The sequence below is a fragment of the Trinickia sp. HAY1-2D genome (assembly GCF_056754935.1).
In genome coordinates, this window is the sequence record NZ_JBPGWX010000002.1 from 757,450 (window position 1) to 782,619 (window position 25,170).

General features: G+C 63.4%; 20 protein-coding genes. 13 read left to right on the plus strand and 7 right to left on the minus strand.

Annotated elements, in window-relative coordinates; translation table 11 throughout:
* Positions 1-26: 26 nt before the first annotated feature.
* The 4 genes from tssF to tssA are packed head-to-tail and all read left to right on the plus strand — an operon-like array spanning position 27 to position 6,757.
* Positions 27-1,901, plus strand: coding sequence for a type VI secretion system baseplate subunit TssF (gene tssF / locus ACR9ZC_RS10505; protein WP_481580220.1), 1,875 nt, complete (start codon positions 27-29; stop codon positions 1,899-1,901).
* Positions 1,865-2,980, plus strand: a complete 1,116-nt coding sequence (tssG, locus tag ACR9ZC_RS10510) for a type VI secretion system baseplate subunit TssG (protein WP_481580221.1) — start codon at positions 1,865-1,867, stop codon at positions 2,978-2,980. Before tssF ends, tssG begins: the two co-directional genes overlap by 37 nt.
* A complete protein-coding gene (gene tssH / locus ACR9ZC_RS10515; protein WP_481580222.1) occupies positions 2,977-5,646 on the plus strand; it encodes a type VI secretion system ATPase TssH in 2,670 nt (889 codons plus the stop codon). Before tssG ends, tssH begins: the two co-directional genes overlap by 4 nt.
* Position 5,647: 1 nt before the next feature.
* On the plus strand, positions 5,648-6,757 hold the full coding sequence (tssA, locus tag ACR9ZC_RS10520) for a type VI secretion system protein TssA (RefSeq protein ID WP_331567930.1): 1,110 nt from the start codon (positions 5,648-5,650) through the stop codon (positions 6,755-6,757).
* Between the two features lie 42 nt (positions 6,758-6,799).
* Here the strand turns inward: tssA and ACR9ZC_RS10525 are convergent, their stop codons facing one another.
* The 4 genes from ACR9ZC_RS10525 to ACR9ZC_RS10540 are packed head-to-tail and all read right to left on the minus strand — an operon-like array spanning position 6,800 to position 13,612.
* Positions 6,800-7,741 carry an OmpA family protein gene (locus ACR9ZC_RS10525; protein WP_481582639.1) on the minus strand — a complete coding sequence of 314 codons (942 nt, stop codon included), beginning with the start codon at positions 7,739-7,741 and terminating at the stop codon, positions 6,800-6,802.
* Between the two features lie 13 nt (positions 7,742-7,754).
* Entirely contained in the window at positions 7,755-8,741 is a 987-nt protein-coding gene (tagF, locus tag ACR9ZC_RS10530) for a type VI secretion system-associated protein TagF (protein WP_481580223.1), read from the minus strand.
* Positions 8,738-12,688, minus strand: coding sequence for a type VI secretion system membrane subunit TssM (tssM, locus tag ACR9ZC_RS10535; protein ID WP_481580224.1), 3,951 nt, complete (start codon positions 12,686-12,688; stop codon positions 8,738-8,740). The genes tagF and tssM overlap by 4 nt, the downstream gene beginning before the upstream one ends.
* Positions 12,689-12,748: 60 nt before the next feature.
* A complete protein-coding gene (locus ACR9ZC_RS10540; RefSeq protein ID WP_481580225.1) occupies positions 12,749-13,612 on the minus strand; it encodes a M15 family metallopeptidase in 864 nt (287 codons plus the stop codon).
* 125 nt (positions 13,613-13,737) lie between these two features.
* On the opposite strand from ACR9ZC_RS10540, the gene ACR9ZC_RS10545 reads away from it, so the two are divergent.
* The 6 genes from ACR9ZC_RS10545 to ACR9ZC_RS10570 all read left to right on the plus strand — a co-directional run bounded on the left by ACR9ZC_RS10545 (position 13,738) and on the right by ACR9ZC_RS10570 (position 18,550).
* The gene (locus tag ACR9ZC_RS10545; RefSeq protein ID WP_481580226.1) at positions 13,738-14,748 is read left to right on the plus strand and encodes a phage tail protein; all 1,011 of its coding nucleotides are present in this window, start codon (positions 13,738-13,740) and stop codon (positions 14,746-14,748) included.
* Positions 14,749-15,129: 381 nt separating this feature from the next.
* Positions 15,130-15,705 (plus strand): thiamine phosphate synthase, encoded by a 576-nt coding sequence (locus tag ACR9ZC_RS10550; protein ID WP_481580227.1) that lies wholly within the window; start codon positions 15,130-15,132, stop codon positions 15,703-15,705.
* A 120-nt stretch (positions 15,706-15,825) separates the two neighbouring features.
* Entirely contained in the window at positions 15,826-16,320 is a 495-nt protein-coding gene (locus ACR9ZC_RS10555; protein WP_331567923.1) for a YciE/YciF ferroxidase family protein, read from the plus strand.
* Between the two features lie 93 nt (positions 16,321-16,413).
* Positions 16,414-16,959: a TIGR01841 family phasin gene (gene phaP / locus ACR9ZC_RS10560; protein ID WP_481580228.1), complete on the plus strand. Its 546-nt coding sequence runs from the start codon at positions 16,414-16,416 to the stop codon at positions 16,957-16,959.
* Between the two features lie 78 nt (positions 16,960-17,037).
* Complete coding sequence (locus ACR9ZC_RS10565; RefSeq protein ID WP_414720180.1) at positions 17,038-17,574, plus strand: hypothetical protein; 537 nt, start codon at positions 17,038-17,040, stop codon at positions 17,572-17,574.
* 115 nt (positions 17,575-17,689) lie between these two features.
* Entirely contained in the window at positions 17,690-18,550 is an 861-nt protein-coding gene (locus ACR9ZC_RS10570) for an MBL fold metallo-hydrolase (protein WP_331567921.1), read from the plus strand.
* A 12-nt stretch (positions 18,551-18,562) separates the two neighbouring features.
* Here the strand turns inward: ACR9ZC_RS10570 and ACR9ZC_RS10575 are convergent, their stop codons facing one another.
* Both ACR9ZC_RS10575 and ACR9ZC_RS10580 read right to left on the minus strand, forming a co-directional pair.
* On the minus strand, positions 18,563-19,885 hold the full coding sequence (locus tag ACR9ZC_RS10575; RefSeq protein ID WP_481580229.1) for an MFS transporter: 1,323 nt from the start codon (positions 19,883-19,885) through the stop codon (positions 18,563-18,565).
* Positions 19,886-19,988: 103 nt separating this feature from the next.
* Entirely contained in the window at positions 19,989-20,534 is a 546-nt protein-coding gene (locus ACR9ZC_RS10580) for a gluconokinase (protein WP_481580230.1), read from the minus strand.
* A 173-nt stretch (positions 20,535-20,707) separates the two neighbouring features.
* Between ACR9ZC_RS10580 and gntR the strand changes: the two genes are divergently transcribed.
* Positions 20,708-21,736 (plus strand): HTH-type transcriptional regulator GntR, encoded by a 1,029-nt coding sequence (gene gntR, locus ACR9ZC_RS10585; RefSeq protein WP_481580231.1) that lies wholly within the window; start codon positions 20,708-20,710, stop codon positions 21,734-21,736.
* Positions 21,737-21,786: 50 nt separating this feature from the next.
* Here gntR and ACR9ZC_RS10590 read toward each other — a convergent pair whose 3' ends face one another.
* Positions 21,787-23,016 carry a multidrug effflux MFS transporter gene (locus ACR9ZC_RS10590; protein WP_481580232.1) on the minus strand — a complete coding sequence of 410 codons (1,230 nt, stop codon included), beginning with the start codon at positions 23,014-23,016 and terminating at the stop codon, positions 21,787-21,789.
* A gap of 184 nt (positions 23,017-23,200) precedes the next feature.
* Between ACR9ZC_RS10590 and ACR9ZC_RS10595 the strand changes: the two genes are divergently transcribed.
* A complete protein-coding gene (locus tag ACR9ZC_RS10595) occupies positions 23,201-24,133 on the plus strand; it encodes a LysR substrate-binding domain-containing protein (RefSeq protein ID WP_481580233.1) in 933 nt (310 codons plus the stop codon).
* A gap of 197 nt (positions 24,134-24,330) precedes the next feature.
* On the plus strand, positions 24,331-25,077 hold the full coding sequence (locus ACR9ZC_RS10600; RefSeq protein ID WP_481580234.1) for a glucose 1-dehydrogenase: 747 nt from the start codon (positions 24,331-24,333) through the stop codon (positions 25,075-25,077).
* Positions 25,078-25,170 lie beyond the last annotated feature (93 nt).

Genomic DNA, 25,170 nt, shown 5'->3' on the forward strand with positions numbered 1-25,170 from the left:
GAAGCGCCCGCGCTCGGGGAATATAGATGGAAGCGTTGCTGCCTTATTACGAGCGGGAGCTGGCATTTTTGCGGCAGTATTCGCGCGAGTTCGCGGATCGCTACCCGAAGATCGCGGCCAGGCTTGCCTTCAGCGGCGAGCAAAGCGATGACCCGCATGTCGAGCGGATGATCGATTCGTTTGCGCTGCTCGGCGCGCGAATCAACAAGAAGCTAGACGACGAATATCCGGAGTTCGCCGAGGCACTTTTCGAAGTGCTCTATCCGCACTACCTGCGTCCGTTTCCGTCCTGCTCCATTGCTCAGTTCGGCGCGAGCACCGCGACCGCGCTGCGCTCGACGCGCGCGCCGGTCGTGATTCCGCGCGGGACTCTGCTCGAGAGCCGCGAGGTTCGGGGCGTGCGCTGCCAGTTCCGTACCGCATTCGACGTCACGCTGGCGCCGATCGCCGTCACGCGGGCACGCTATCGACCGCTCGCCGCGTTGCCGGCCAATGCCCCGGTGTTGCCGGGCAATGTCTCGGGGGTGCTGTCCTTCACGTTCGAGAGTACGTCGCCCGATATGGGCTTGCATGCGTCGGGACTCGCGACGTTGCGCGCCTATCTTCACGGTGAGCAGTCGTTTACCGCGGCATTGGCCGATTGCATTTTCATTCGGGCTACGGCGGCCTACGTCGAGGTGGGCGATTCGAGCGAGCCGGAAGGGGCGGCCGAGCCGGGGGCCTGGAGGCGGCTCGAGGGCATGCCGATCGAGCAGACAGGCTTCGCCGACGATCAGGCGCTGATCGATTACCCGGCGAGATCGCACCCCGCCTACCGTTTGCTGACCGAGTATTTCGCGTTTCCCGAGAAATTCGATTTCATCGATTTTGGCCTGGGCGAGATGCTTCGGGCCAGTGGGCCATGCCGCCGGCTGACGCTGCATGTGACGATCAGGCAGACGCGCGCGGAAACGCAGGCGCCGCGACTCGTCGAAACGCTGTCGGCGCACCATCTGCGTCTCTTTGCGACGCCCGTGGTCAATCTCTTCGCGCGACGCGGCGAGCCGATTCGCGTCAGCCACGAGGCTGTCTCGTATCCGGTCATCGCCGACGCCCGCCACGCGCACGCTTACGAGGTCTATTCGATCGATGCCGTTCATGTGGTGAAGGAGTCCGTCGGCGAACAGGCTGTCGAGGAGTTCCGGCCGTTTTACGCGCTGCATCACGACGAGCCGTCTCAACTCGGCCGATATTGGTTTGCGCGTCGCAATGCGCGGGTTGCGCAGATGAGCCCGGGCTACGAAACGGAGCTGTCCGTCGTCGATGCGCATTTTTCGCCAGCGCGCGCCATGACGAGCACGGTGAGCCTCGCGCTCACCTGCACGAATCGCGATTTGCCCGCGCGGCTTGCGATCGGCCTCGAAGGCGGCGATTTGTTCGCAGACCGAACGATTTCCGACGGGCCCGTCTCGATGCTGTGCCGCCCGACGCCGAGCGTACGAATCGAGCGTGGCGCGTCGATGCATCGGCGGTTGATTTCGCATCTCGCCTTGTCGGAGGTTTCCCTTTTACGCGAGGATCTATCGACGCTGAAGGAACTGCTCGTCCTCTACGATCTTCGGCGCACCCCGGCTTCCATCCGTCACATCGAAGGCATTGTCGCGCTCGAAGCGCGGCCTGCTGTCGTATGGCTGCCCGGCAAGCCGTTCGCGACGTTCGTGCGCGGTAGCGAAGTGCGCCTCACCGTCGACGAAACGCATTTCGTCGGCACGAGCCTCGCGTCGTTCATTCGCGCGCTCGATATGTTTTTCGGACTCTACGTCAGTCTGAACAGCTTCGTACAACTGGTTGCCGTGTCCAAGCGCACGGGCGAGGAGATCATGCGATGCAAGCCGCGCAGCGCCGATTCGATGCTGGCGTAGTCGAGCGGCTCCTCGACGAGCCGTACCGCTTTCAATTTTTCCAGGCCGTGCGCGTGCTCGAGGTGTGGTTCGCGCAGCAGGTGTCGCGCCGCGCCGGCGAACGCGTCGCCGGACGTATCGGATTTTGCAGCACGTTGTCGTTGACGTTCGCGCCGAGCGAGCTCGAGCGCGCAGTCTCCTACGATTGCGCGGGCGCCGCGCTCGCGAACCCCGAGGAGCGCCGCTCGGCGATGGCGGACCAATCGCTCGCGCGGATCGAATTGACGCCGTCGTTCTTCGGCATGTTGGGTGGCCAGGGCGCGCTGCCGCTGCATTACACCGAGCAGCTCGCCGCTCGCGAACAGTTGCAGCGCGACCGGGCCGCGCGCGAATTTTTTGATGTGTTTTCCGATCGGGCGACGGCGCTTTTTTACGAGGCATGGAAAAAGTATCGCCTCCCGTTTCATTACGAGCTCGACCGGAACGAACGCTATCTCCCGCTGCTGCTGGCGCTTGCGGGACTGACCCATGTGCCGACGCGCGCCGCGCTGCAGCGCGGTCCCGGCGCGCTCGTCGACGAAGCGTTGGCCGGCTTCGCGCTGCCGATCCGGCATCGGCCGATGTCCGCCGCCTATTTGGCGCGTGCATTGTCGGAATACTTTCGCGTGCCCGTGCAGGTCGAGCAGTTCATCGGCAAGTGGTACGAGGTGCCGGCCGAACGTCTTTCGCGGCTCGGCCTGGCCAACGCAAAGCTCGGCGCGACCGCGCTCGCGGGAGAGCGCGTCTGGCAACGCGATATGCGCGCGCGGCTCGTCGTCGGCCCGCTCAATAAAAAGGACTACGAAGCATTCCTGCCGGGCGCTGCGTCGGCCATCGCGCTCGAGCGCATGCTTTCGATTGCTGCCGGCGACATGTTCGAGTACGAGGTATGGCTCGTCCTGGCCCGCGAAGAGGTCGGCACGAGCCAGCTCGGCGCAGGTGCGCGGCTGGGCTGGGATGCCTTTCTTTGCACGCGCGAAGCAGTGTGCGATCGCGACGACGCACGCTACGAACTGAACCTCATCCATTCATTCCCAGACACAGGAACTGTCGACTCATGAGCACGCCTCTGAAGACCCTCATTGCCAAGCTCGACGCACTGTGCCTCGATGCGGCCACGCGTGCCGCGAGCCTGTGCCTCGCCCGCGGTCACTATGAGGTCGACCTCGAACATTTGTTTCTCGCTCTGCTCGACGATACCGCGAGCGATCTCGGCATCGTGCTGCGCTCGAACAGGCTGAGCGCCGACACATTGCGCCGCGATCTCGAGCGCGAGCTTGGGCGCCTGAAAACCGGCAACACGCGCACACCGGTGTTTTCGCCGCATCTGATCGCGCTTTTCGAGCAGGCGTGGTTGATCGCGTCGCTCGATTCGCATGCGGCGCGCATCCGCTCGGGGCACCTGCTGCTCGCGCTGCTCGGCGCACCCGATCTGGCGCAGTTTGCGCAGCGGATGTCGGCCGTTTTCGCCGAGGTGCCCATCGAAGCGCTGAAGCACAAATTCGACGAGATCACGGCCGGATCACACGAGGCAGAGGCCGTGCCGGTGCGCGCGAGCCCAGGCACGGATGGCTCGGGCGAGGCGGACGGCGCGATACCCGGTCTAGCCGCGCCCGGGGCATCGAAGACGCCCGCGCTCGATACCTATACGACGAATCTCACGCAACGTGCGCGGGAAGGCAAGATCGATCCCGTCATCGGGCGCGAAGCCGAGATCCGGCAGACCATCGACATCCTGATGCGGCGCCGTCAGAACAACCCCATCCTGACCGGGGAGGCCGGCGTGGGCAAGACAGCGGTCGTCGAGGGACTCGCACTGCGCATCGCGGCCGACGACGTGCCCGAGCCGCTGAAAGGCGTGGCGCTGCATGTGCTGGACATGGGGCTGCTGCAGGCCGGCGCCAGTGTCAAAGGCGAGTTCGAAAATCGTTTGAAAAACGTCATCGACGAAGTGAAGAAGAGCGTCGTACCGATCGTTCTTTTCATTGACGAAGCCCACACGATCATCGGCGCGGGCGGACAAGCGGGGCAAAACGATGCGGCGAATTTGCTGAAGCCCGCGCTCGCGCGCGGAGAGCTTCGCACGGTCGCCGCCACGACCTGGAGCGAGTATCGCAAGTACTTCGAGAAGGACGTCGCGCTTGCGCGGCGTTTTCAGGTGGTGAAGATCGACGAGCCCGGCGAGGCTTTGGCAGCCGCTATGGTGCGCGGGTTGGCGCCGCGCATGGAAGCGCACTTCAATGTGCGCATTCTCGATGAGGCCATCACCGAGGCCGTGCGTCTTTCGCACCGGTATATCACGGCGCGTCAATTGCCCGACAAGGCCATCGGCGTGCTCGATACCGCCTGCGCAAAGGTCGCGCTCGCGCACGGTTCGACACCCGCCGCGATCGACGATGCGCGCAAACGGATCGAGCGCATCGATGCCGAGATCGCTTCGCTCGAACGCGAGGTCGGAGGCGGTTCGGCTGGAGCCGGGCATGAAGAGCGGCTTGCCGAGCTGCGCACGGCGCGTGCGACCGACGTCGAAACGCTTGCGGCCGACGAAGCGCGTTATGAGCAGGAGCGCGCACTCGTGACGCGTATCGGCGAGTTGCGTGCGGCGCTCGAGACGGCGAGCGCCGACGAGGCCGATGCCGCCCGCGCGGCGCTGGCCGAGCAGATGTCGTCGTTGCAGGCGATCCAGCAATCGAGGCCCATGGTGCCGTTGCAGGTCGACGGCCATGTCGTCGCGGAGATCGTCGCTTCGTGGACGGGCATTCCGCTCGGACGCATGGTGAAGGACGAGCTTCGCACCGTGCTCGGTCTGAAGGATCTGCTCGCCGCGCGCGTCATCGGACAGGACCATGCGCTCGAAGCGATTGCGCAGCGCGTGCGCACAGCCAGCGCGAATCTGGAAGACCCGAATAAGCCGCGCGGCGTATTTCTGTTCGTCGGACCTTCGGGCGTGGGCAAGACCGAGACGGCGCTGGCACTCGCCGATATTCTTTACGGTGGCGAGCGCAAGCTCATCACCATCAATATGAGCGAGTATCAGGAGGCGCATAGCGTATCGGGGCTGAAAGGGTCGCCGCCCGGATACGTCGGCTATGGCGAGGGCGGCGTACTGACGGAAGCGGTGCGGCGCAATCCCTATTCCGTGGTACTGCTCGACGAGATCGAAAAGGCGCATCCCGATGTGCTCGAGATGTTCTTTCAGGTGTTCGACAAGGGAACGCTCGACGATGCCGAAGGGCGCGAAATCGACTTCCGGCATGCGCTGATCATCTTGACGTCGAACGTCGGATCTTCGGCGGTGATGCAGGCGTGCCTGAACCAGCAGGCCGAAGAGTTGCCCGATGCCGACGCGCTCTCGGAGATGTTGCGCCCGCAACTTTACAAAACGTTCAAGCCGGCCTTTCTCGGCCGCGTCAAGGTGATTCCGTATTACCCCATTTCCGATGACGTGCTCGCCGAAATCATCGAACTGAAGCTCGGCCGTATTCGCGATCGGATTGCCGCCAATCACCGCGCACAGTTTTCGTGGGACGAGTCGCTCGTCGATGCGGTGCTGGCGCGTTGCACCGAAGTCGACTCGGGCGCGCGCAACGTCGACCATATTCTGAACGGTACGCTGCTGCCCGAATTGGCGCAGCAGGTACTGGGACGGGTGGCGCAAGGGGACCGGATGGAGAGGATCGCGGTGCGTGCCGGCGAGGACGGCGAATTCGAATACAAGGTGGCATGAGATGGCAATCGATCTTGCACCGCTTCTGGCGCCGTTGGACGGCGCATCGACATGCGGCGAGGATATGTTGTTTTCGAACGATTTCGACGAAATTCAGCATGCGCGCCGTTTCGACGATCCATCGCTCGATCAGGGCGAGTGGGTGACCGAGATCAAGGAGGCCAACTGGAGCCTCGTGATCGAACGGTGCACCGAGCTGCTGAGCAAGCGGACGAAAGATCTGCGCGTGGCCGCGTGGTTGACCGAGGCGCTTGCGATCAAGCAAGGGATATCGGGTTTGACGCAGGGCTACACGTTGCTGAGCGGGCTTTGCGCTCAGTACTGGGACAAGGTGCATCCGCTGGCCGAAGGGGAGGACACCGAGTACCGGCTCGGCAACGTGACCTGGCTCGTGGCTCGTACTGCGCAACTGCTGCGCGAAATGCCGTTGACGCAGACATCGAGCGCCGGCTTTACCGCCATCGATTGGGAGGTCGCGTCGAACGTCGCGCAGGCGATCAAGCGCGACCCTGATCATGCCGACGACATTGCGCGCGGCAAACCCTCGTTCGAGCAGATCGATGCGGCGAAGCGCGCGACGCCGGTGCCGTTTTATCGCGCATTGTTGGCCGATCTGAAGGCGTTCGAGGCGGCGATGCTCGCGCTCGAACAAGAACTCGAGACCCGTGCGCAAGAGGCCGCGCCGAGTTTTCGGCAAGTCAAGGATTCCTACGCTTTCGTCCACGGGCTGGCGGAGCGATTCGCGCGCGACGTTGGCGTGAGCGTCGAGGTGCCCTCGGGCAGCCCCGCTCAGTCGCCATCGGCACCGAGCGTCGAGCGCGCCGAGCCGACATTCAAGACGCCGCTTTCGCAAGGAACGCCAATGGTTTCGACGCCGCAAGCCCGGCATTCGGGCGTGATTCAAAACCGTGCCGATGCGGTGGCGCAATTGCGTGCCGTTGCCCAGTTCTTACGGGCAACCGAGCCGCATAGCCCGGCGGCCTATTTGGCGGACAAGGCCGCGGAATGGGCCGATATGCCGCTGCATCAATGGTTGGCTGCCGTGGTGAAAGACGACGGATCGCTCGCGCATTTGCGCGAGCTGCTCGGGGTGAAGCCGGACGCGCAATGAGCCTTCGCGGCGGATGCGGTATGCATCGACACGTGGCCCGATTTACTTCCCGACACGAAACTCGATTCGCCGATTACGCGCGCGTCCATCGCTGGTATCGTTCGACGCAATCGGTTGATCGGGCCCGACGCCCATCGTCGTCATCGATTGCGGCGCGATACCCTTCGTCACGAGATAGCCTTTGACCGCGTCCGCCCGGGCCTGACTCAATGTGATATTCGAGGCGCGATTGCCCGAGTTGTCCGTGTGCCCGATGATTTCTACCGTTTTGCCGGACAGCCTGGCGAGCGCCGCGGCCATCTGATCGAGGATCGAACGCCCCTGCGGCGTCAGCATCGCGCTTGCCGTCTCGAACTCGATCGTGCGGTTCGCCAGCGTGCTATCGAGCACACCTTGCTCCGAAGCGCTGACGCGCAAGCCGTTCTTGATCGTGTACGTGGGATTGAGCGCATTGGCCATATCGCTGGCGATCTGCTGGCGCTGCGCCTCGTTGCCGACCTCGCCCTTGACGTCGATCTGCGTCCCGTCGATCTTCAACTGCCCTTTGCTGATTTGCTTCAACTGCGGACCGATGAGCTTTTGGACATTGGCAGCCCAGTTCGGCGGCGTATCGACATTGCCCACCTCGATCTGATCGACGACGTTTGCGGCGCCGTACGTGTCGCGCAGGCGCTGCAGCACGGCCGCGCGCGTCGATTCGTCGGGTACCTTGCCGCTGGCGACGACTTGTCCCGGCGTCGCGTTGACCGGCGGCGGAACGCGTGTCGCGGTGTTGGCCGCGCCAGGCTGCTGCCCGGCCTGCGCGGCCTGGCCGGACGGCTGCGTCGGCGCTATCGGAGTCGAACGGATGCCGATACCGCTGTTGTCGACCGGAGAAACATTGGCGGGCCCCGCTGTATCGGCGAATGCGGCGCCGGCTGTCAAACCGGCCGCCCAGGTGAATGCGGTAACGGCCGCTATGCGCGTCAGCACACGAGGAAGCATTGCAACCATCGTCTTACGCCCCGATGAATGCTTCTCTGAACGTATCGATGGCGATACGCAGCGAGAGCTGAGGTTGCTCCAGATAGCTGACGAGCTTGCTGATGCCCGGTTCGTTTTGTGCGTGTTCGTCGACCCATTCGGGATCGTCAATATCGATGTTATGTGTCGCATAAGCTTGCGGATCGATGACGCTATGAAGCGTTTTTGCGGATGCGCCGTTGAAGCCGATGACGAGACGCTCGCGTTCGGCAATGTTACCGATGAACACCGCGACCTCGAAATCGGCTTGCGAGAGAAACGGTGCGACGAGTTCGAGCCAGAACGCCGCAACCAGGCTTCGGTAGAACGTGTCGTTCGGCAACGGCAGGGTGAGTCCGCGCTCGAGATGCCGGGATTTGCTTTGCATCACGGGCTTGAGGAGCGAGCCAAGTGCGAGCATCGCGCCGCGCAGTCGTACCGGATGGCCGCTGGCGAGCAACATCTGCTCGAGCCCGGCCAAGGTTTGATGCTCGACGAAATCCGAAAACGTGCCGTCGTGCGAGTTCGATTGTCCGGCGTCGATCGAGACCTGCGTGTCGCCCAATGCTTGCAGCGCGGCGCTCGGCTCGGTGCACTCGTAAAGCTCTCGCATCTGAGCCGCGGCGCGCGACCAGAGCCGCGCGAATGCGAGCGGACTGCGCGCGAGGAAGGCGAGCGGGCGCTCGACCTCGAGGGCGGTTGCCGCGACCAGCGGAAAGCGCCGCGACGAGACATCGTGGCTCGCCATCATGTGACCGGCGATGGCAAGCTTGCTTTGCGAGCCGAGGAACGCGAAGTTCATCGGCCGGGCGTTCTCATAGACGATCTTCCAACGCGGATCTTCGGCAAGCAGCTCCATCGCTTGCGCAATCCAGCGGTCCAGCGTTTGCAGGAGCTGCGCATTGTTCGTGCTTTTGACGAAATCGCCGCGCGAGGGAATTTTGCCGAAATAGGCCAATTGCGCCTGGACCGATTGCGTCATTGCGCGGCTCCCGGGTTCGTGGCCGCGGTAGGGGTGGCGGCCGGATTGGTCGATACGGTGCGTGGCGAGTCGATGCTCGGCGTCGCACCGGAAGTGGCAGCGCCCGAAGCGGCGGCCGTCGTCGCGCCCGAAGCGAGTGCCGTTGCCGGCGTCGAGCCGCTTGCGGCCGCGGCATTCGCACGGGCTGCCGCCACGTCGACGACGCTCGCAGGCAGCCGTGTACCGCGCAAGCTCTGTTGCTGGGGCGCATCGCCGCTGCCGGCTTGCGGTTGCGACGTACTGACGATGCGCATGCTGAAGGCGACGGTCACATCGCCTTGCGTCCACGACAGGTCGAATGTGCCATCGGCATTGCGCTTGCGTTGTGCCGAATTGATCAGCTTCTCGAGCCCGTAGCGCCCGGGTTCGTTGACGAGCTGAATCGTGCGGCCATCGAACGTCGTCGCTGTGAGCGTGGCGCCGGCAGCGCCCTGCGGGTTGGGCCATACGAAGTTGGCCCACTGTGCGGGCGTATTGCGGTAACGCAGTTGCTGGCCGTCGATCGTCAGCGTGTATTCGGTCGTCTTTGCACCGGGCTGAGGCAGGATCTGGAAGACGGTTTGCGGCTCCGCCGTCGCTTGCGCGCCGCCTGCCGCCGCTCCCGAAAGCGGAGCGACCCAGCGTGCGAACCCGCTCGAGAAGTCGGGCGTGAATGCGACGCCCATGCCGCCCCACGTGCGCGGGCTCAGCGTATCGCCGCGCCTGACCGCGAGCGGCCCCAGCGTGGTCCCGACAAACTTCGAAACGGCGCCGTCCGGGCCGAACACCTGCGCGATTTCGCCGGCACCGGCCTCGACCTTCGCGTTGGCCATGAACGGATACTTGTTCGCAAGCGATGTCTGGAACGGCTGGAGCACCTGTGCGTTCCACACCTTGTTCACTTCGTCGCCGGCGGGCCCGATCACGACGGCGAACGCCTGCATCAGTGGCCGCACGAGTAGCGGACGCAGCGCCTTGCGTTGATCGTCGGTCAGACCGGTGAGCATCTGCTCGTCGACGAACTTCAGCGAATCGGCGAGCTCCGAGGCGTTGCCTTCGAGCGTTTGCTGCATCAGCTCGCGCGCGCCGGGGCCGGGGTCGCCCTGATTCTTGAGCAGATTGAAGCGTGTGCGCACCTTCGAGAGCGTCTCCATGTAGCCTCGAAGCAAGGAGTTGTCTCCCTGCTTGGCGACGATGCGCGCAAGGCCGGTGAATGCCGTGCCCACCGGGCCCATCGTCGCCGGCGCGAGCGCGCCCGGATCGATGTCGATGCCAGCGTTTTGCGCCGCCTGCTCGCGTGCCGAGAACATCCGCTTGAACCAGCCGCTCACGCCCTTTTGCGCACGCTGCAGCGTAGTGGAAGCGAGTGCCGGATTGTCCCAGGCGGTCTGGTCGTACGCCGTCTCGAAGATTTTGCGGATCGGCGAATCTTGGGGGTCGCCGAGACGGTTCATGGATGCGACGGCCTGATCGAAGCTGCCGAAGTCCTGAATGGCGATACCCTGCATGAAGCGCTGCCAGTGCTGCGCATAGTCGGTCTTGTACATGCCGACCAGCGCTTTCTGGATTTGTTCGGGGCTGCCCTCGAGCGTGAGGTCGTCCTGCGACGCGGTGTTGAGCACCCAGTCCTTGGCCTGCAGCTCTTTCGTGGCGGCATCGCGAATGGCGGGCTGCACGTACTGGAACCAGGCATCGCGCGTGAACGTGCCCGGAATCGCGTAACTTCCGGCGACGAGATTGGCGTTGTCGTCGCCGACGATGCGCGCCACCGTCATCGGCGCGAACCGTGTCGAAGCGCGCGCCTTGATTTCCTCGTACACGCGCTGACGCGCCGGCATGCCGCGCACGACGTGGCGCAGATTCTCGCGGGTCTGATCGACGAGCGAAAGATTGGCGTCGATCATCGGCCAGTCGTCGTCGGATACACGCGAGAGATAGAACGTGATCATGCGTTCGGCACTCCTGATCATGTCGCCGCGTGGCATGTTGCCGCGATTCGTCTCGAGCCAACCCCGCCAGAAACGCGCGAGCTGATCGGTCAGATGAGCCGCCTCGACATGGCGCTTGTCCGACAGCATGAGGTAGGTCTTGAGTGCGTTATAGGCATCTTCGACGTTGGTCGGGGAGGCATCGCTGTAAAGCCCGCCTTGCGCACTTTGCTGACTGAGCGCCGACGTGCCGCTGCGCGCGGAAACGGTGACGGCGCCCGATTCGGGGGGGCGCGTGAGCGGTGTCAGCTGATCGGGATGCGCATTGACGTCGCGCAGGAACGATGCAAGGTTCTGCGAGACCGGATCGAGCATCAATTGCTTTGCGCCGCGGTAGTACTCGGCGAGCAAGCGCTGCTCGATGCGATCGCCCTGATACAGGCCGAGCGAGACGGAGAGCGGCCGATCGCGGCGGAACTGTTCGAGTTGATCGATGCGGTCTTCGAGAACGTCCATCGCCTGCAGGCGCGATTGCAGGTTGTTGTGGCCTTGCTGAATGCGAACGACGTTGTCGAGATCGGCTTGCACGTTTGCGACGAGCTGCTGATTGCCGATCGTGGACCACGTCCAGCCGCCGAGCGCCAGTGCCAGTACAGCGACGAACGTGAAGAACGTGCCGTAGCGCAGCCGTGTCTTGGCTGGGCTCGCGAACTGTCGCACGGTCTGGCGATCGGCGAAGATCACCTTCGAGAACAGATCGCGCAGGAAAAAGCCGTTTTGCGAGGAGGGCGCCTGCGGCGCGGGAAGATTGTCGGTCGCGAGGCCAAAGCGCGTGCCGATGCGAAGCGCCGCGGCGCTGTTCGTCTGCCCCTCTTGCAGTGCGCTCGTGAAATAAAAGCCGCGCAGGATCGGCTTGTATTGGAATGGATTGTTCTCGAACAGCGTCGCGAGGAACATGCGCAGCGCCGGCTTGATGGCGAGGAATTCGAGCGGGAAGCTCAGTTGCCCGGGCGACAGCTTGTTGCCTCGATTGATCGACATCTGAGCGATGCTGATTTCCTTCAAGCCCTCGTAGAGTTCCTCGAAATGCTCGTCGAACAGCGCGACGACGTCCCGTCTTTCGTCGGGTTCATAGGGCAGCGTGGCGCCCCAGACACGTTCATATTCATGGCGCTCGCCCCCGCCGAAGAATTCGGCGAAGCCCGTGATCAGGTCGGCCTTCGTGAACATGACGTAGACCGGGGCGAAGACCTCGAGCTTCTCCGTCAATTCCTGCACGCGCTGGCGCAAGCTGCGGGCGAGATTGATCGTGGCATCGGGACGGCTCGACGTCAGCTCCGCGATGCTCGCCGTGACGATGATCCCGTTGATGGGCGCCTTGGGCCGATAGCGTTTGAGCAAACCGAGAAAACCGAGCCATTCCGTGCGATCTTCCTCGTGCACCGAATAGCGGCCGGCTGTATCGAGCAGGATGCCTTCGGTCGTGAAGAACCAATCGCAATTGCGCGTGCCGCCGATCCCGTGAATCACCGCGTCGTTCTTGTCGGCGAACGGAAACTGGAGCCCTGAGTTCAGCACGGCGCTGCTCTTGCCCGCGGCAGGATTGCCGATCACGATGTACCACGGCAGCTCGTAAAGCGCGGAGCCGCCCGCTATCTGTCCGATCTTCGATGTCTTGATCGTGCGTACCGCATCGACGAGCCGTGTGCGCAGAACGTCGAGCTCCGCTTGCTTGGCAGGCTGCTGGACCGCGGCGGCCTTGCCGGCTTCGGCCTGTTGTTCGAGCATCTCGCCAAGCTTGCTGTTGGCTCGCCGGGCGGCCCGGCGCCGCCAAAGCCAGACGACGAGCACGATGAGCACGAGCGCGGCGAACGCCGCGCCGGGCCACGCGAGCGGAATGTCGAACCAGAGCGCGCCTCCGAAGAGGATGACCGCGACGACGAGCAGGCCGAAAACGGTCATCGTGCGTTTATGGGTGAGCGCATTGAGCAGGCGTTGCATAAGACGTTCTTCTATATGAATGGCGCGACGACAGCGCGGCAAAAGCAGCTTTTGATTCGATTACCGGATGGAAACGGAAAGGGCGGCGGCGCGACGCAGAACAAATCCGGGCTTGTGGTATTCGACGTGCCCCAGATCCATCAATTTCCATCGTCCGCCCCAGGTCAAGCCGACCTGTTCGGCCGTTTGCCCGTACAGCTGATAACCACGCATGGCCCACGGATCTTTTTCCGAAATGACGAGCTTGCCGTCTCGCAAAAAGGCGTTATCGGCGGCAAGGCCGTATTGGTGATAGCTCTGATATGCGGCAGCATTTGTGACACCCCCCAGCTGCGCCAGCCGGTTTTGTCGATCCGGACTTCGGTAACCTTCGAGCAAAGCCATTTCATAGCCGTATTGCTCGCGCATGATTTTGTACACGAGCAACAGCCGTGTTCTAAAGTCCGCATCCAGCAAACTCCAGTCGCGACTCGCGTCGCGTAATGCTGGACGGACCTGTTCGACTTCTTGCGTCGCGAAAACCTCCGGCGGCAACGGCGGCGGTGGGACGAGCTGTTCCCCGTGCAGCAAAGCGGCGATTTTCTCGTCGGGCGCCCGCGTTTCGCCGTCATACTGAAATAACAGCTTGCCGCGCAGTGCAATTGCAAGCAATGGAGGCGCGGCAAGGATACCTGTCGTAATGAAAATCATCAAGCGACGTCGAATCAGTATTTTTTTCGTATTTCCGATCGTCGATTGCGAAATTTTTACTGATTTCCTTATGCCATGACGTGCCTGTGTCATACGCAGCGAGGCGCGACGTCCTACACGCCGCTGTATATGAAGCGCGGCATTGATAAGCGCGGTACGCGCCTGTGGCAATAGCAGTACGGCTGCCAGCGTGACGGCGAGAGCAAAATAGGCGGTAAGCGCAACGGCAATCAAGTTCGGCCCCGTAGCTGGGAAATAAATTGTCTTTTGTAATGCTTGATCTTAGAATCTGGCCTGCTGCAAGGCAGGCCGGATTGCATTATCGCGGCGAATTAAACCCAAATTCAATGAGACAGTGAATGAGTGCGCCGGACAGTCCCAGTTCCAAAGCGCGGCCGAGCCTGCTTTCCGAGACGGCCAAGAGCGCCGCTGATAACGATTCGCGGATTCTCGCGAATCTGGAAGGCCGTGTCGCTGCGCAGCCGAATTCGACGCGCCGCTCCAACAAGCTCTGGATTGTCGTCGTCGCCGCCGCGCTGGGCCTGAGTGCATTCGGCGCCTGGCAGTGGCAACGCGCGTCACGGGATGATGGTCAGACGAGCCCGCGCGTGGCGTCGGCGCTCGACGGTGTTAAAAAGACGGCGGCGGCACCGGCGGCGAGCGCGGCGGCTGCGAGGGTCATAGCCGACGCATCCGGCACCGCGGCCGACACGCTCCAGACGGCGGCATCGGCTCCGCAGCCGGCCGTCATCTTGGCCGATACTGCCGCTAACGATCGTCCGGCCTCCGCGCCTGCCGGTGCGCTTGCCTCGGCGGCGAGCGCTGCACCCGCCGCGACGGCGGCAATCGGTGCGAGTGCGTCCGATAGCGAGCGTCTTTCCCGCGCCTTGAGCGACGGTGCGTCGGCATCGGGCAGTGCGGCCGCGCCGGCGGCGCACGCGAAGAGCGCCGTCGCGGCGCGTGAGGCGACGAATACGACGAAGACCGCGAAGACGACCACGGCGTCGCACACCGTTCGCGAGGCCGATAAGAAGCATCAGGCACAACGCGTCGCCTCGGCGCATCCGCGCAAGGATGCGAATGCCGGCGCGAAAAAGCCGGACCAGGACGTGGATCTGCTGGCCGCGATCGTGGCGCGTACGAAGCCCTACGATGCCAATCACGGCAAGACGTCGGCGAAGACGGGTGCTGCGCAGAAGACGCAAACCGCGGCGAGCGGCGGGCCGGGATTGGCCGGGCGCGTTGCCGAATGTTCGACGCGTGGTTTGATCGAAGGCCAGTTTTGCCGGTGGCACGTCTGCGCCGATCACTGGGGCAAGGATCCGGCCTGCCCATCGAGCACCTTTCGATCCGCCGGCTCGAGCGACTAGGGCCTGTTCACGCTAATTACAGGCTTGCGAACGTGCCTTGCCGGCCGCAGGACAAGGAGAGAGGAGGCGCAATAGCCGTAGCTATTGCAACGACGAACGACGCCGTCCCCAAGGGGATTTCCTGCGGGGCATAATGCGGCCGGCAAGGCACGTTCCCCTGGTTGTAGGAATCCTTCGTGGGGCTGGCCACCAGAAGGGCCGATCGCCGCGTCATGCTCCTTGTGAATACGTCGAGTATTCCCTTCGTCCCATTCCTTGCGCTCGGCCCTTCTGGTGGCCAGCGCAAGCCTGTAATTAGCGTGAACAGGCCCTAGCGCTTGGCGAGAACCGGCGCGGCGTCGATGCGATGACAGGGCAAGCTTCTTTTGGTAGCTTTGCCGCATGCGCGACGACAAAGTCCTTCCCGAATGGCTGCTCGTGACACCCGAGCCCCCGGCCGACGGGCGCTTCGACCCATTCCTCGCACGTATCGAGCATGCGTTGGCAGGTGGCGTAGCGCTTATCCAACTGCGCTCGAAGCACGCGAGCGCCGAGTCGTTCGACGAATTGGCCGGCGAAGTCCTAGGGATTTGCCGCCGTCATGGCGCGCGGCTCATCCTGAACGGACCTGTCGAAACGACGAGGATACGCGCCGACGGTATCCACTTGAATAGCGAACGATTGCTGCGCTCGACGCGGCGCGCAACATCCGGCTCGCAGTGGGTCAGCGCCGCCTGTCACACACGAGCGCAATTGCGCCACGCGCAGGCCATTGGGGTCGATTTCGTGACGCTTTCTCCCGTGCTGCCGACATCGTCTCACCCCGGCGCGCCGACGCTCGGCTGGCGGCGCTTCGCCGAACTCGTCGCGAGCGTGCAATTGCCGGTCTATGCGCTGGGCGGCATGACACGCGCCGATTGCCGGCTGGCCCGAGCGTTCGGCGCTCAAGGTATCGCCGGCATTTCGGCGTTCTGGTAGCACCGCTTTCCCTCCCATGGCGTTCGAGCGTTTCGAGGCACGTGCGTTGCATCCGTGAGCGGAGCCTTGTGCTTGATCGCAGTTGCGATCGCTTTTCACATCGATCCAAGGGAGTTCGCCATGGCACGCCAAACGCTGGAAGACTTGTTCATTCACGATCTTTCCGATATTTACAGCGCGGAAAAGCAATTGACACGTGCGCTCGGTAAGCTGGCGCGTGCCGCGACCAACGAGCAGTTGTCGCAGGCATTCGAGACGCATCTGCAAGAAACGCACGGCCAGGTCGAGCGCATCGACAAGGTCGTGGAGATGTGCGGTATTCGGTTGAAGCGCATGAAATGCGCGGCGATGGAGGGGCTCATCGAAGAAGGGCAGGAGCTGGTCGAGGAACTGGAGAAGGGCCCCATCCTCGATGCGGGCCTGATCGGCGCCGCTCAGAAAGTGGAGCACTACGAGATCGCGGCGTACGGCACGCTTTGCGCCCTCGGCAAACAGCTTGGACGGGAGGATGCGGTGAAATTGTTGCATCAAACGCTGGAAGAAGAGAAGGCGACCGATCAGAAGCTCTCGCAGTTTGCCGAAAAGATCGGTAATCCCCAGGCGAAAAAGGGCTGATGGCATGCGCTTCGCGAGTTGAATGCGTGCCGCGCGGGACGCATCGCGCGGCACGCTTTACAGAGTCCTACCTCTTTCCGACGGAGCAAGAAGATGAATACACCCGCACTCGAATCGGCCGGTCGCATCGGTAAGTCCGCCATCGGTTCGTTCAGCGATATGGCGGATCGCACCCTCGACGGCCTGCAGCGTATGACCCAGCTGAATGTGCAGACAGTCAAGACGACGCTCGCGGAACAAAAGGAAATCGCCGATGAAGTGCTGTCGACGCGATCGCTCGACTGGGTTCTGGCATTGCCGTCCGCGCAGAGTCAGGCGGCATTGAAAAAGGCGCTGGCCTACTGGGGCCACGCAAGCAACATCGCAATCGAGACGGTGGCCGATAACGTCGGATGCAGCTGGTCCAGTCTCCACGACTACTCGCGGTGGGCCGCCTCCTGGCTCGAGGATGCGTCGGAACTCGCGCGCACGGGCGCTTATACGTCCGCTTCGACGAGCCTCGTCGTGACGGATCCGAATGCCCAACTGCCGGCTACCGTCGCATCGACCTCGGGGGCGAGCGGAAAAACCGGCGGCAAGGGGCGTTCGGTCAACCTCGTCGATAGCGAAGGAAAAAGCGTATCCTCGACGAAGCAGTAGCGCTACCGCAGCATCGCGTCCCGCGGCATGGACGACGTTGCTTGCCGAAAAAGGACTTGAAAAAAGGAACGCTTCGCGATGAACACGAGATGCGCCCTGGACGGCGAATGTAAAACCTTGCTGCGCGAGGCCATGCGCCGTTTCTCGCCGAGCGAGCGTTCCTCTTTGATCCGGCACGTCGCGGCATCGGGCGCGACGGCCGGCGCGCTGTCGGCCCTCACGGCCGGAAGGCGGGCGCGCATCGACGGTACGACCGTCTATGCGCCGATCAATGCGGTGACGCATTCCTTATGGCCCGATGCAGCCCCACGCGCGACATGCTTCAGTGTCCGCCATACCCTGCTGGGATTGGCCATTCACCAGTGCGCCGCCATGTTCTGGGGCGTATTGTTCGAAGCGCTCGTTCCAAGGTCGCCACGCAAACGCGTGGGCACGACGCTGGCAGTGGCCGCGGCGACGGCCGCGACTGCCTATGCCGTGGACTATCACTGCGTGCCGAAGCGGCTCACGCCGGGCTTCGAGTCGCATCTGTCGCCGCGCTCGATGGTGTGGGTCTACACGGCTATCGCCGGCGGCTTCGCATTCGCGGCCTTGCTCCGGCGGCAATCGCGCTGAGTGTGTCGTCGCGCGTTCGACGACTGTCGGGATAGATGCCGGCGACGAAGGCCTCATCGTCCCCGAGGCTGATATATTGTCGCGCAAACACATCTCGAACGAACTGGAGGTTGTCATGCGGCCCTTCGTCGAACCTTTTTTCGATTCGGCCACGTCCACATTCAGCTATGTCGTTCACTCGGGCGATGGGACCGATTGCGCGATCGTCGATTCGGTTCTCGACTACGATCCGAAATCGGGTCGCACGTCACGCGCATCGGCCGATCGCATCATCGGCTTCGTGCGCGAGCACGGCTTGCGCGTCCAGTGGCTGCTCGAAACCCATGCCCATGCCGACCATCTATCGGCGGCGCAGTACCTCAAAGCGGAGCTGGGCGGCAAAATCGCGATCGGGGAGGCCATTCAGGTCGTTCAACGCACGTTCAAGGGCATCTTCAACCTGGGGATGGACGTGCCGGCGGACGGTACGCAGTTCGACTACCTTTTCGGCGCGGACGAGACGTTCGCAATCGGCGCGCTGACGGCGCGTGCGATGCATGTGCCGGGGCATACGCCGGCCGATATCGCATACCAGATAGGCGACGCGGTTTTCGTCGGCGATACGCTTTTCATGCCGGATGTCGGTTCGGCCCGTTGCGATTTTCCAGGCGGCAACCCGCACACGCTTTATCGGTCCGTGCGCCGGCTTTTGTCGTTGCCGCCCGAGACGCGTCTGTTCATGTGCCATGACTACCCGCCCGATTCGCGCGAACCGTGCTGCCAAACCACGGTGGCCGAAGAGCGCAATGCCAACGTTCATCTGCACGACGGCATTACGGAGGAAGCATTCGTCGAAATGCGCACGCGCCGCGACAGCACGCTCGGTATGCCCACGTTGATTCTGCCGTCTGTCCAGGTCAACATCCGGGCGGGCGCCATGCCCGCGCCGGAATCGAACGGTGTTCGGTATCTGAAGATTCCGCTCGATGCGCTGTGAGCGCCGGGCGACTCAGGCCACCGATGCGCGATCGCGCGCGCCTTGCTGCTCGGGCTCGGGGATCGCTTCGATGCGGCCCATGACGAATACGAACGAGACGATGCCGATGGCGAGGATCACGCCCGCGATCATGAACGCATTGGTGAACGAGTTCGTCGACCCGACGATGTAGCCGGTGACGATGGGCGCGGCCACGCCCATCAGGTTATTGACGAAGTTCATGATGCCGCCGATGGTGCCCACACCGCCTTTCGGTGCGATCAGCGAGGGCAGCGACCAACCGACAGGCGCGGCGGAGGCGAGGCCGCCGAGCGCGATCGAGATCCAGAGGATCGCCCAGCCGGGGTTCGTTGTCTGCGTTGCGCCCAGCACAGCGAGGCCAAACAGCATGCCGACCACGAGCACGCCCTTGCGTACGCGCGTTTCGTCGTGGCCGCGGCGAATCAGGTGATCGATGAGCCAGCCGCCCACGACGAGGTCCGCCACGGTCGCGACCGCCCACGGAATCGCCGCATATTCGGCCGACGTCAGAATGTTCATGTGCATCGTATGCACGAGATAGCCGGGCAGCCAGGTGAGAAACAAATAGAACGAATAGCCATAGGCGGCAAAGCCGATCGTGAGCCCCCAGACTTTCGATTTCTTCAGCAAGTAGCCCAGCATGCCGAACACGCTCGCGCTCGCCGTACCTTCCGGCGTCGCGCCGCCTTGGCGGATGTAGTCCAGCTCCGCAGCATTGACCTTGCGGTCCTGGCTAGGATCGCGATAGATCAGAAAGAAGGCGAGGAAGTACGCGAGGCTCAGCAACGCCGTGATGCCGAAGCCCCAGCGCCAGCCCATGCGAACGACGACGAAGGCAACGAGCGGCACGCCGATCACATTGGAGAACTTGGCGGCCGCATCGAAGATCGCCGTGGCGAGCCCGCGTTCGCTGCGCGGGAACCAGTAGCCGGTCGCTTTCGAACTGACGGGAAAGCCGGGTGCCTCGGCGACGCCCAGCATGGCGCGCGCGGCGAAAATGCCGCCGAAACCGCCTGCGAAAGCCGTCACGGCGGAGGCCAGTCCCCACAGAAACGCACCCCAGCGGCCGACGCGGGTGACGCCGAAGCGGTCCAGCACGATCCCAGCCGGCACCTGCAACAACGCGTACGGCCAGAAGAATGCGCTGAAAAGCAGGCCCATCTCCGCCGGAGTGAGGTTGAACGCCTCCTTCAACTGAGGGGCCGCGACCGACAAATTGATGCGGTCGAAATAGTTGATGAGTACGCCGATGCCGAGCAGCACGCCGATTACCCAGCGCCGCTTGGTCATTTGACTGCTTGCCGTTGTGGTCACTTCCTGTCTCCCGAAAACTCCGAGGCGGTCCCCGAATTCGATTGCTGTGGTGTCGGTCTGCGGTGTCACGCACTCGCAGCCGGCTGGTTTCTATGGGATAGCGCTATCTTTCGCGTGACAAAAATATCGGCTGCGTGGCTTGATCGCCGCACCAGAGGGCGGCGCGCTCGACGATGGCCGCGAGAGGCGCCGTGGCGGCGAGCGTCAGCGTGGGATGTTCGTCGATCGGTTGCTCGAGATCGGCAAACTGGCTGTTCACGAGCGAGGTCGGCATGAAGTGGCCGGCTCGCGACGCAATGCGTGCGAGCGCCTGCTGTCTCGGGATGTCGAGGAACACGAAGCCCAGCGAGGGGACGGCCGTGCGCAGCCGTTCGCGATAGCGGCGCTTGAGCGCCGAGCAGGCGAGCACCGGTCGCGCGCCGAGCGCCGCGACCCGCAGCAGTTCCGCCGCCAGGCTGTCGAGCCAGCCCGCACGATCCGCATCGGTGAGGGCGACGCCGCGCGACATTTTGTCGACGTTTGCGGCCGGGTGAAACGCGTCGCCTTCGATATAGTGGCCGCCGATACGCTCGGCGAGCGCCTTGGCGACACTCGTCTTGCCGCAGCCTGCCACGCCCATGACGACGATGGCTGAAATCGCCGGGTTCATTGATCTGCACTCCCGCTGCTTGAGATAGCGCTGTCTTCCGCGCGCTAAAAAATCGGCCTTTCATGGGGCCGTGGAGCTATGTCTGGAGGAATTCGCGCGGATCAGCATCAGCGTTTCGTCGCCTCGCTTTTAGCGTTGTCCAGACGATAAGACAGCGCTATCCTAGCCGAACGATGACAACTTCGACACCCAGGAAAACCCGGGCCACGGGCAGGCCGACCCTCGAGGAGGTGGCGCGTCGCGCCGGGGTCAGCACCATCACCGCGTCGCGTGCATTGCGTGGGCTGGCTTCGGTCGGGCCTGAATACGCGACGCGCGTGCAGGCGGCTGCGCGCGAACTCAACTACGTGGCCAATTCCGCGGCGCGGGCGCTCGCGTCCGCTCGTAGCCACGATGTGACCGTACTGATTCCGTCGCTATCGAACAATGTCTTCACCGATGCGCTCGAAGCGATCCATGCAGTATTGCGGCCGCGCGGCTTCGAGATGCTGATCGGCAACTCGCATTATTCGCGCGACGCGGAAGAGGATTTGTTGCGGCACTACCTCGCGTCGCCGCCGAGCGGGATGATCGTGACCGGGTTCGATCGCACGGAGACGGCCCGGCGGCTCATCGCCGATAGCGGCGTGCCGTGCGTCCACATGATGGAGCTTGCGTCGGCGAACGGTATTTATTGTGTCGGCTTCTCGCAAACGAAAGCCGGTGAGGCGGTGGCGGAGCATCTGATTGCGCGCGGTTGCAAACGCAATGCGTTCGTCGCCGCCCAACTCGATCTGCGGATGATGCAGCGTGGCGAAGGCTTTCGAAGCCTGCTGCAGCGGCGCGGGATCTATGACGCCGACCTTGAAGTCATGACGCCGGCGCCCTCGTCGGTCAGGCTCGGTGGGGAGCTGTTTTTGCAGTTGATGAAGCGGCGGCCGGATGTCGACGGAATTTTCTTCGGCAACGACGACCTCGCACAAGGTGCGCTATACGAGGCCTGCCGCCATGGCGTGCGCGTCCCGGAGCAGGTGGCGATCGTCGGCTTCAACGATCTTGCCGGCTCGGCGGACTCCGTGCCGCGACTGACGACGGTGCGCACCCCGCGCGCTGAAATGGGCCGCATCGCCGCGCAATTGCTGCTGGCCCTCATCGATAACGAGCGCGTTGCCCGGCCGGCTGTCGATCTCGGTTTCGAACTCATCGTGCGCGAGAGCGCGTGAGCGACGTGCGGCGATAAGGCTTGGCGATCGTCCGCACGCCATTGACCTCGTCAGCTTCGGCAGGCCGCAGCCACGGCTGTAACGGTTCGGGGCCGTTCCGAACGCAGCAGCAGAAGCGGAAAAGCGATGCAGCCGAGCGTGGCCACGCCGGCAACGAAAAGAGCCAGGGCGAGCACGGTGGCAGGCAGTGCCGCGATTGCATAGATGGCCAGCGAGCCCGCCGTCAGATGCATGGCGCCCATCAGTCCCGACGCCGCGCCGGCGTTCGAAGGAAAGCTCGTCACGCCGCCGGCGAAGGACAACGGAACCAGAAAGCCGTTGGCGAGCGTGATGACGGAAATGGCGAGAATCATCGGCAACGGCGTGCTCACGCCATCCACACCGAGACCGATCAGTGCGAGCGCGCCCAGCGCGAACAGCAGATAGCCGACGCCGAGGAGCCGGTTCAGCGCATAGCGCCTGGCGAAATGCCGCGAAACGAGGTTGCCTGCGATATAGGTGAGCGAAAGGCTGATGTAGCAATGGCTGATGGCCTTGGCGTTGAGTCCCATGGACTCGAGCAGGACGGGCGAAGCAGCCAGATAGCCCAGGTAGCCGGCGTAGCCCACGCAAAGATTCACGGTATAGGACCAGAAGCGCGGTTGGGCGAGCAGCATCGGGTAGCTTTCAAACGTGCGCCATACCGAGCGTTGGCGGCTCGACTTCGGCACAGTCTCGGGGATGTAGATCGCGAGCAGTGCAAGCGCCGCTAGGCCGAGCGCCGCCGTGAAGAAAAACGGCGCTCGCCACGAGATATAAGTCGTCAGATAGCCGCCCACCAGCGGGGAGAGGGCCGGCGAAGCGCCCACGATCGGCATGATCGTGGTGAAGGTGTGCGCGGCGGTCTTCGCATCGAAGATGTCGCTGACGATGGCACGGCCGATGACCATGCCCGCGCCGGCTCCGAGCGCCTGTGCGATGCGCGCGACACCGAAGGTCGCGACATCCGGCGCCAATGCGCAGGCGATCGATGCAACCGTGTAGAGCAACATACCGCCCATGACGAGACGGCGGCGTCCGAATGCGTCCGAGAGCGGCCCATACACGGCTTGTGCGATGGCAAGGCCGATGACATAGATGCTGAAAGTGTGCTGCAGTGCTGCGATGGGCGTGCCGAATTCATGGGCGGCGAGCGGCATGCCCGGTAGATTGATGTCGGAGGCGATGAGGCCGCTGGCGCTGAGCAGGACGAGTGTCGTGAGCAGTACGCCGTATGCGATGGCGGGTCTTGGGCGTTCCATGGAAGTCACTCTCGATGAAGGTACGTCGTCAGGTGGCCGCTGCGCTTGCGCGGCCGGATTGGACCGATGAGCGCAGCGAGCAACGACAGGTTATCGAGACGAAAGCTTAGAGCGGCAGATATAATGCCGTCCAAGACTTAATTCGTCACAGTTGATGCTATTGCAGTCTTAAGTGAGGTTCGAGATGGAACTGCAGCAGCTACGCTATTTCGTGGCCGTCGCCGAGACCGAGCATGTTGCGCGGGCCGCGGAGCGGTTGCACATTTCGCAATCGCCGTTGAGCCGGCAGATCCGACAGCTCGAGGAGGACTTGGGTCTGCAACTGTTCGAGCGGATCAAGCAACGCGTTCGATTGACACCGGCGGGCCGCGCGTTTCTCGACGAGGCGCGCGATCTGCTCGCGCAGGCGAGCCGTCTGGAGGAACGCGCTCGGCAGGTGGGCAAGGGCGAAATGTGTTCCCTGTCGATCGGCTATTGCGAAGGCATCGTGCACAACGGGCGATTGCCCGCGGCGTTGCGGCGCTTTCGCGCGCAGTATCCACGCGTCGGTCTCAAACTTGCCGCGATGCGTTCGGCCGAGCAGGCGGAGGCACTCGAGCGCGCCTCGATCGATATCGCGCTTGCCTATAACGTGCCCGCGCAGGCGGTTGCGTTCGGCACGCGGCTGCTTTCGCGCGAGCCGTTCGTGTTGGCTTTGGCGGACGATCATCCGTTGGCTGCGCGGCCGGCGGTGCTGCCGGCCGACCTGGACGGCATGCCGTGGATCGCGCTTCCCAAGGCGCTGAACCCCGCGGCGCGCGAACGGTTCCTTGCGGCATGTGCCGCGAGCGGCTTCCAGCCCGACATCCAATTCGAGGTGGCCCATGTCTCCACGACGCTTGGGCTCGTCAGTGCTGGGCTTGGCGCGGCGATCATGCAGGCGAGCATGCGGCGGATGAACCCGCCGGGCGTCGTTTTCAAATCGATCGAATGGCTGCCGCTTGCGGTCGAGATTCACGCGATGTGGCGCACGAAGGCCCAGACCGTTGGGGCTCGGCGGTTTCTGGAGGTCCTGCAGGAGTTGGATGGCATCCATGAGGATGCCAAAGCCGGCAGCGCGGCCTTCAGCGAGGCGTGAGCGAGCTGCCCGACGCACGCCCGGTTTGGCGTTGGGCGATTGTTCGAGTTTGGCGAGCGGTTAATTCGCCGCCGTCCGCTTTATCAGATCGGAGGGCGGGCTTAACTTCACGGTGTTTTCTGTCCGTATCGCGGTGTCGAACCAGGGACTCGGCGTCGGACATCTTTCATCGATTACGAACCGTAAAGGAAAGCACCATGAGCAAGCTATCGGGCAAAGTAGCAATCGTCACCGGCGCATCGAAAGGCATTGGCGCGGGTATTGCCAAGGCGCTCGCCTCCGAAGGCGCCGCCGTCGTCGTCAATTACGCCAGCAGCCGCGCCGGCGCGGAAGCTGTCGTCGATGCGATCGTATCGAAAGGCGGCAAAGCCGTCGCGGTGGGTGGAGATGTATCCAAGGCTGCCGAGGCACAGGCCATCGTCGATGCTGCGATCTCGCAGTTCGGCCACCTCGATATTCTCGTCAACAACTCGGGTGTTTATGAATTCGCTCCGCTCGAGGCTATTACCGAAGAGCATTTCCATAAGCAGTTCAACGTCAACGTGCTCGGACTGCTGCTGACGACGCAAGCTGCGGCCAAGCATCTCGGCGAGGGCGGCAGCATCATCAATATCAGCTCCGTCGTCACGCGCATCGTTCCGCCGGCAAGCGCCGTGTATAGCGGAACGAAGGGCGCGGTCGATGCTATCACCGGTGTGCTCGCGCGCGAACTCGGGCCGCGGAACATCCGCGTCAATTCGATCAATCCCGGCGTTGTCGTGACGGAAGGTACGCACAGTGCGGGTGTCATCGGCTCCGACATGGAAGCTCAGGCGGTCAGCCAGACCCCGCTGGGGCGCACGGGGCAGCCTGACGACATCGGTCGCGTTGCGGTGTTTCTCGCGTCCGACGATTCGCGGTGGATGACGGGCGAACAACTCGTGGCCGCGGGTGGGTTGCGTTGAGGGGCGCTGCGCGCATCGAGCGTCGGTAAAAGATTTTTAATGCGCGCATCAAATTAATTTTGTGAGCTGAAATGCCGATTTAGGGTGGAATAT

Coding starts and splice junctions, on each gene's coding strand:
- ACR9ZC_RS10590 (WP_481580232.1), bottom strand. CDS start 23,016: ATGGAACGCCCAAGACCCGCCATCGCATACGGCGTACTGCTCACGACA.
- phaP (WP_481580228.1), top strand. CDS start 16,414: ATGAATACACCCGCACTCGAATCGGCCGGTCGCATCGGTAAGTCCGCC.
- ACR9ZC_RS10600 (WP_481580234.1), top strand. CDS start 24,331: ATGAGCAAGCTATCGGGCAAAGTAGCAATCGTCACCGGCGCATCGAAA.
- tssF (WP_481580220.1), top strand. CDS start 27: ATGGAAGCGTTGCTGCCTTATTACGAGCGGGAGCTGGCATTTTTGCGG.
- ACR9ZC_RS10550 (WP_481580227.1), top strand. CDS start 15,130: ATGCGCGACGACAAAGTCCTTCCCGAATGGCTGCTCGTGACACCCGAG.
- gntR (WP_481580231.1), top strand. CDS start 20,708: ATGACAACTTCGACACCCAGGAAAACCCGGGCCACGGGCAGGCCGACC.
- ACR9ZC_RS10570 (WP_331567921.1), top strand. CDS start 17,690: ATGCGGCCCTTCGTCGAACCTTTTTTCGATTCGGCCACGTCCACATTC.
- ACR9ZC_RS10525 (WP_481582639.1), bottom strand. CDS start 7,741: ATGCTTCCTCGTGTGCTGACGCGCATAGCGGCCGTTACCGCATTCACC.
- tssM (WP_481580224.1), bottom strand. CDS start 12,688: ATGCAACGCCTGCTCAATGCGCTCACCCATAAACGCACGATGACCGTT.
- ACR9ZC_RS10565 (WP_414720180.1), top strand. CDS start 17,038: ATGAACACGAGATGCGCCCTGGACGGCGAATGTAAAACCTTGCTGCGC.
- tssG (WP_481580221.1), top strand. CDS start 1,865: ATGCAAGCCGCGCAGCGCCGATTCGATGCTGGCGTAGTCGAGCGGCTC.
- ACR9ZC_RS10580 (WP_481580230.1), bottom strand. CDS start 20,534: ATGAACCCGGCGATTTCAGCCATCGTCGTCATGGGCGTGGCAGGCTGC.
- tagF (WP_481580223.1), bottom strand. CDS start 8,741: ATGACGCAATCGGTCCAGGCGCAATTGGCCTATTTCGGCAAAATTCCC.
- tssH (WP_481580222.1), top strand. CDS start 2,977: ATGAGCACGCCTCTGAAGACCCTCATTGCCAAGCTCGACGCACTGTGC.
- tssA (WP_331567930.1), top strand. CDS start 5,648: ATGGCAATCGATCTTGCACCGCTTCTGGCGCCGTTGGACGGCGCATCG.
- ACR9ZC_RS10555 (WP_331567923.1), top strand. CDS start 15,826: ATGGCACGCCAAACGCTGGAAGACTTGTTCATTCACGATCTTTCCGAT.
- ACR9ZC_RS10595 (WP_481580233.1), top strand. CDS start 23,201: ATGGAACTGCAGCAGCTACGCTATTTCGTGGCCGTCGCCGAGACCGAG.
- ACR9ZC_RS10545 (WP_481580226.1), top strand. CDS start 13,738: ATGAGTGCGCCGGACAGTCCCAGTTCCAAAGCGCGGCCGAGCCTGCTT.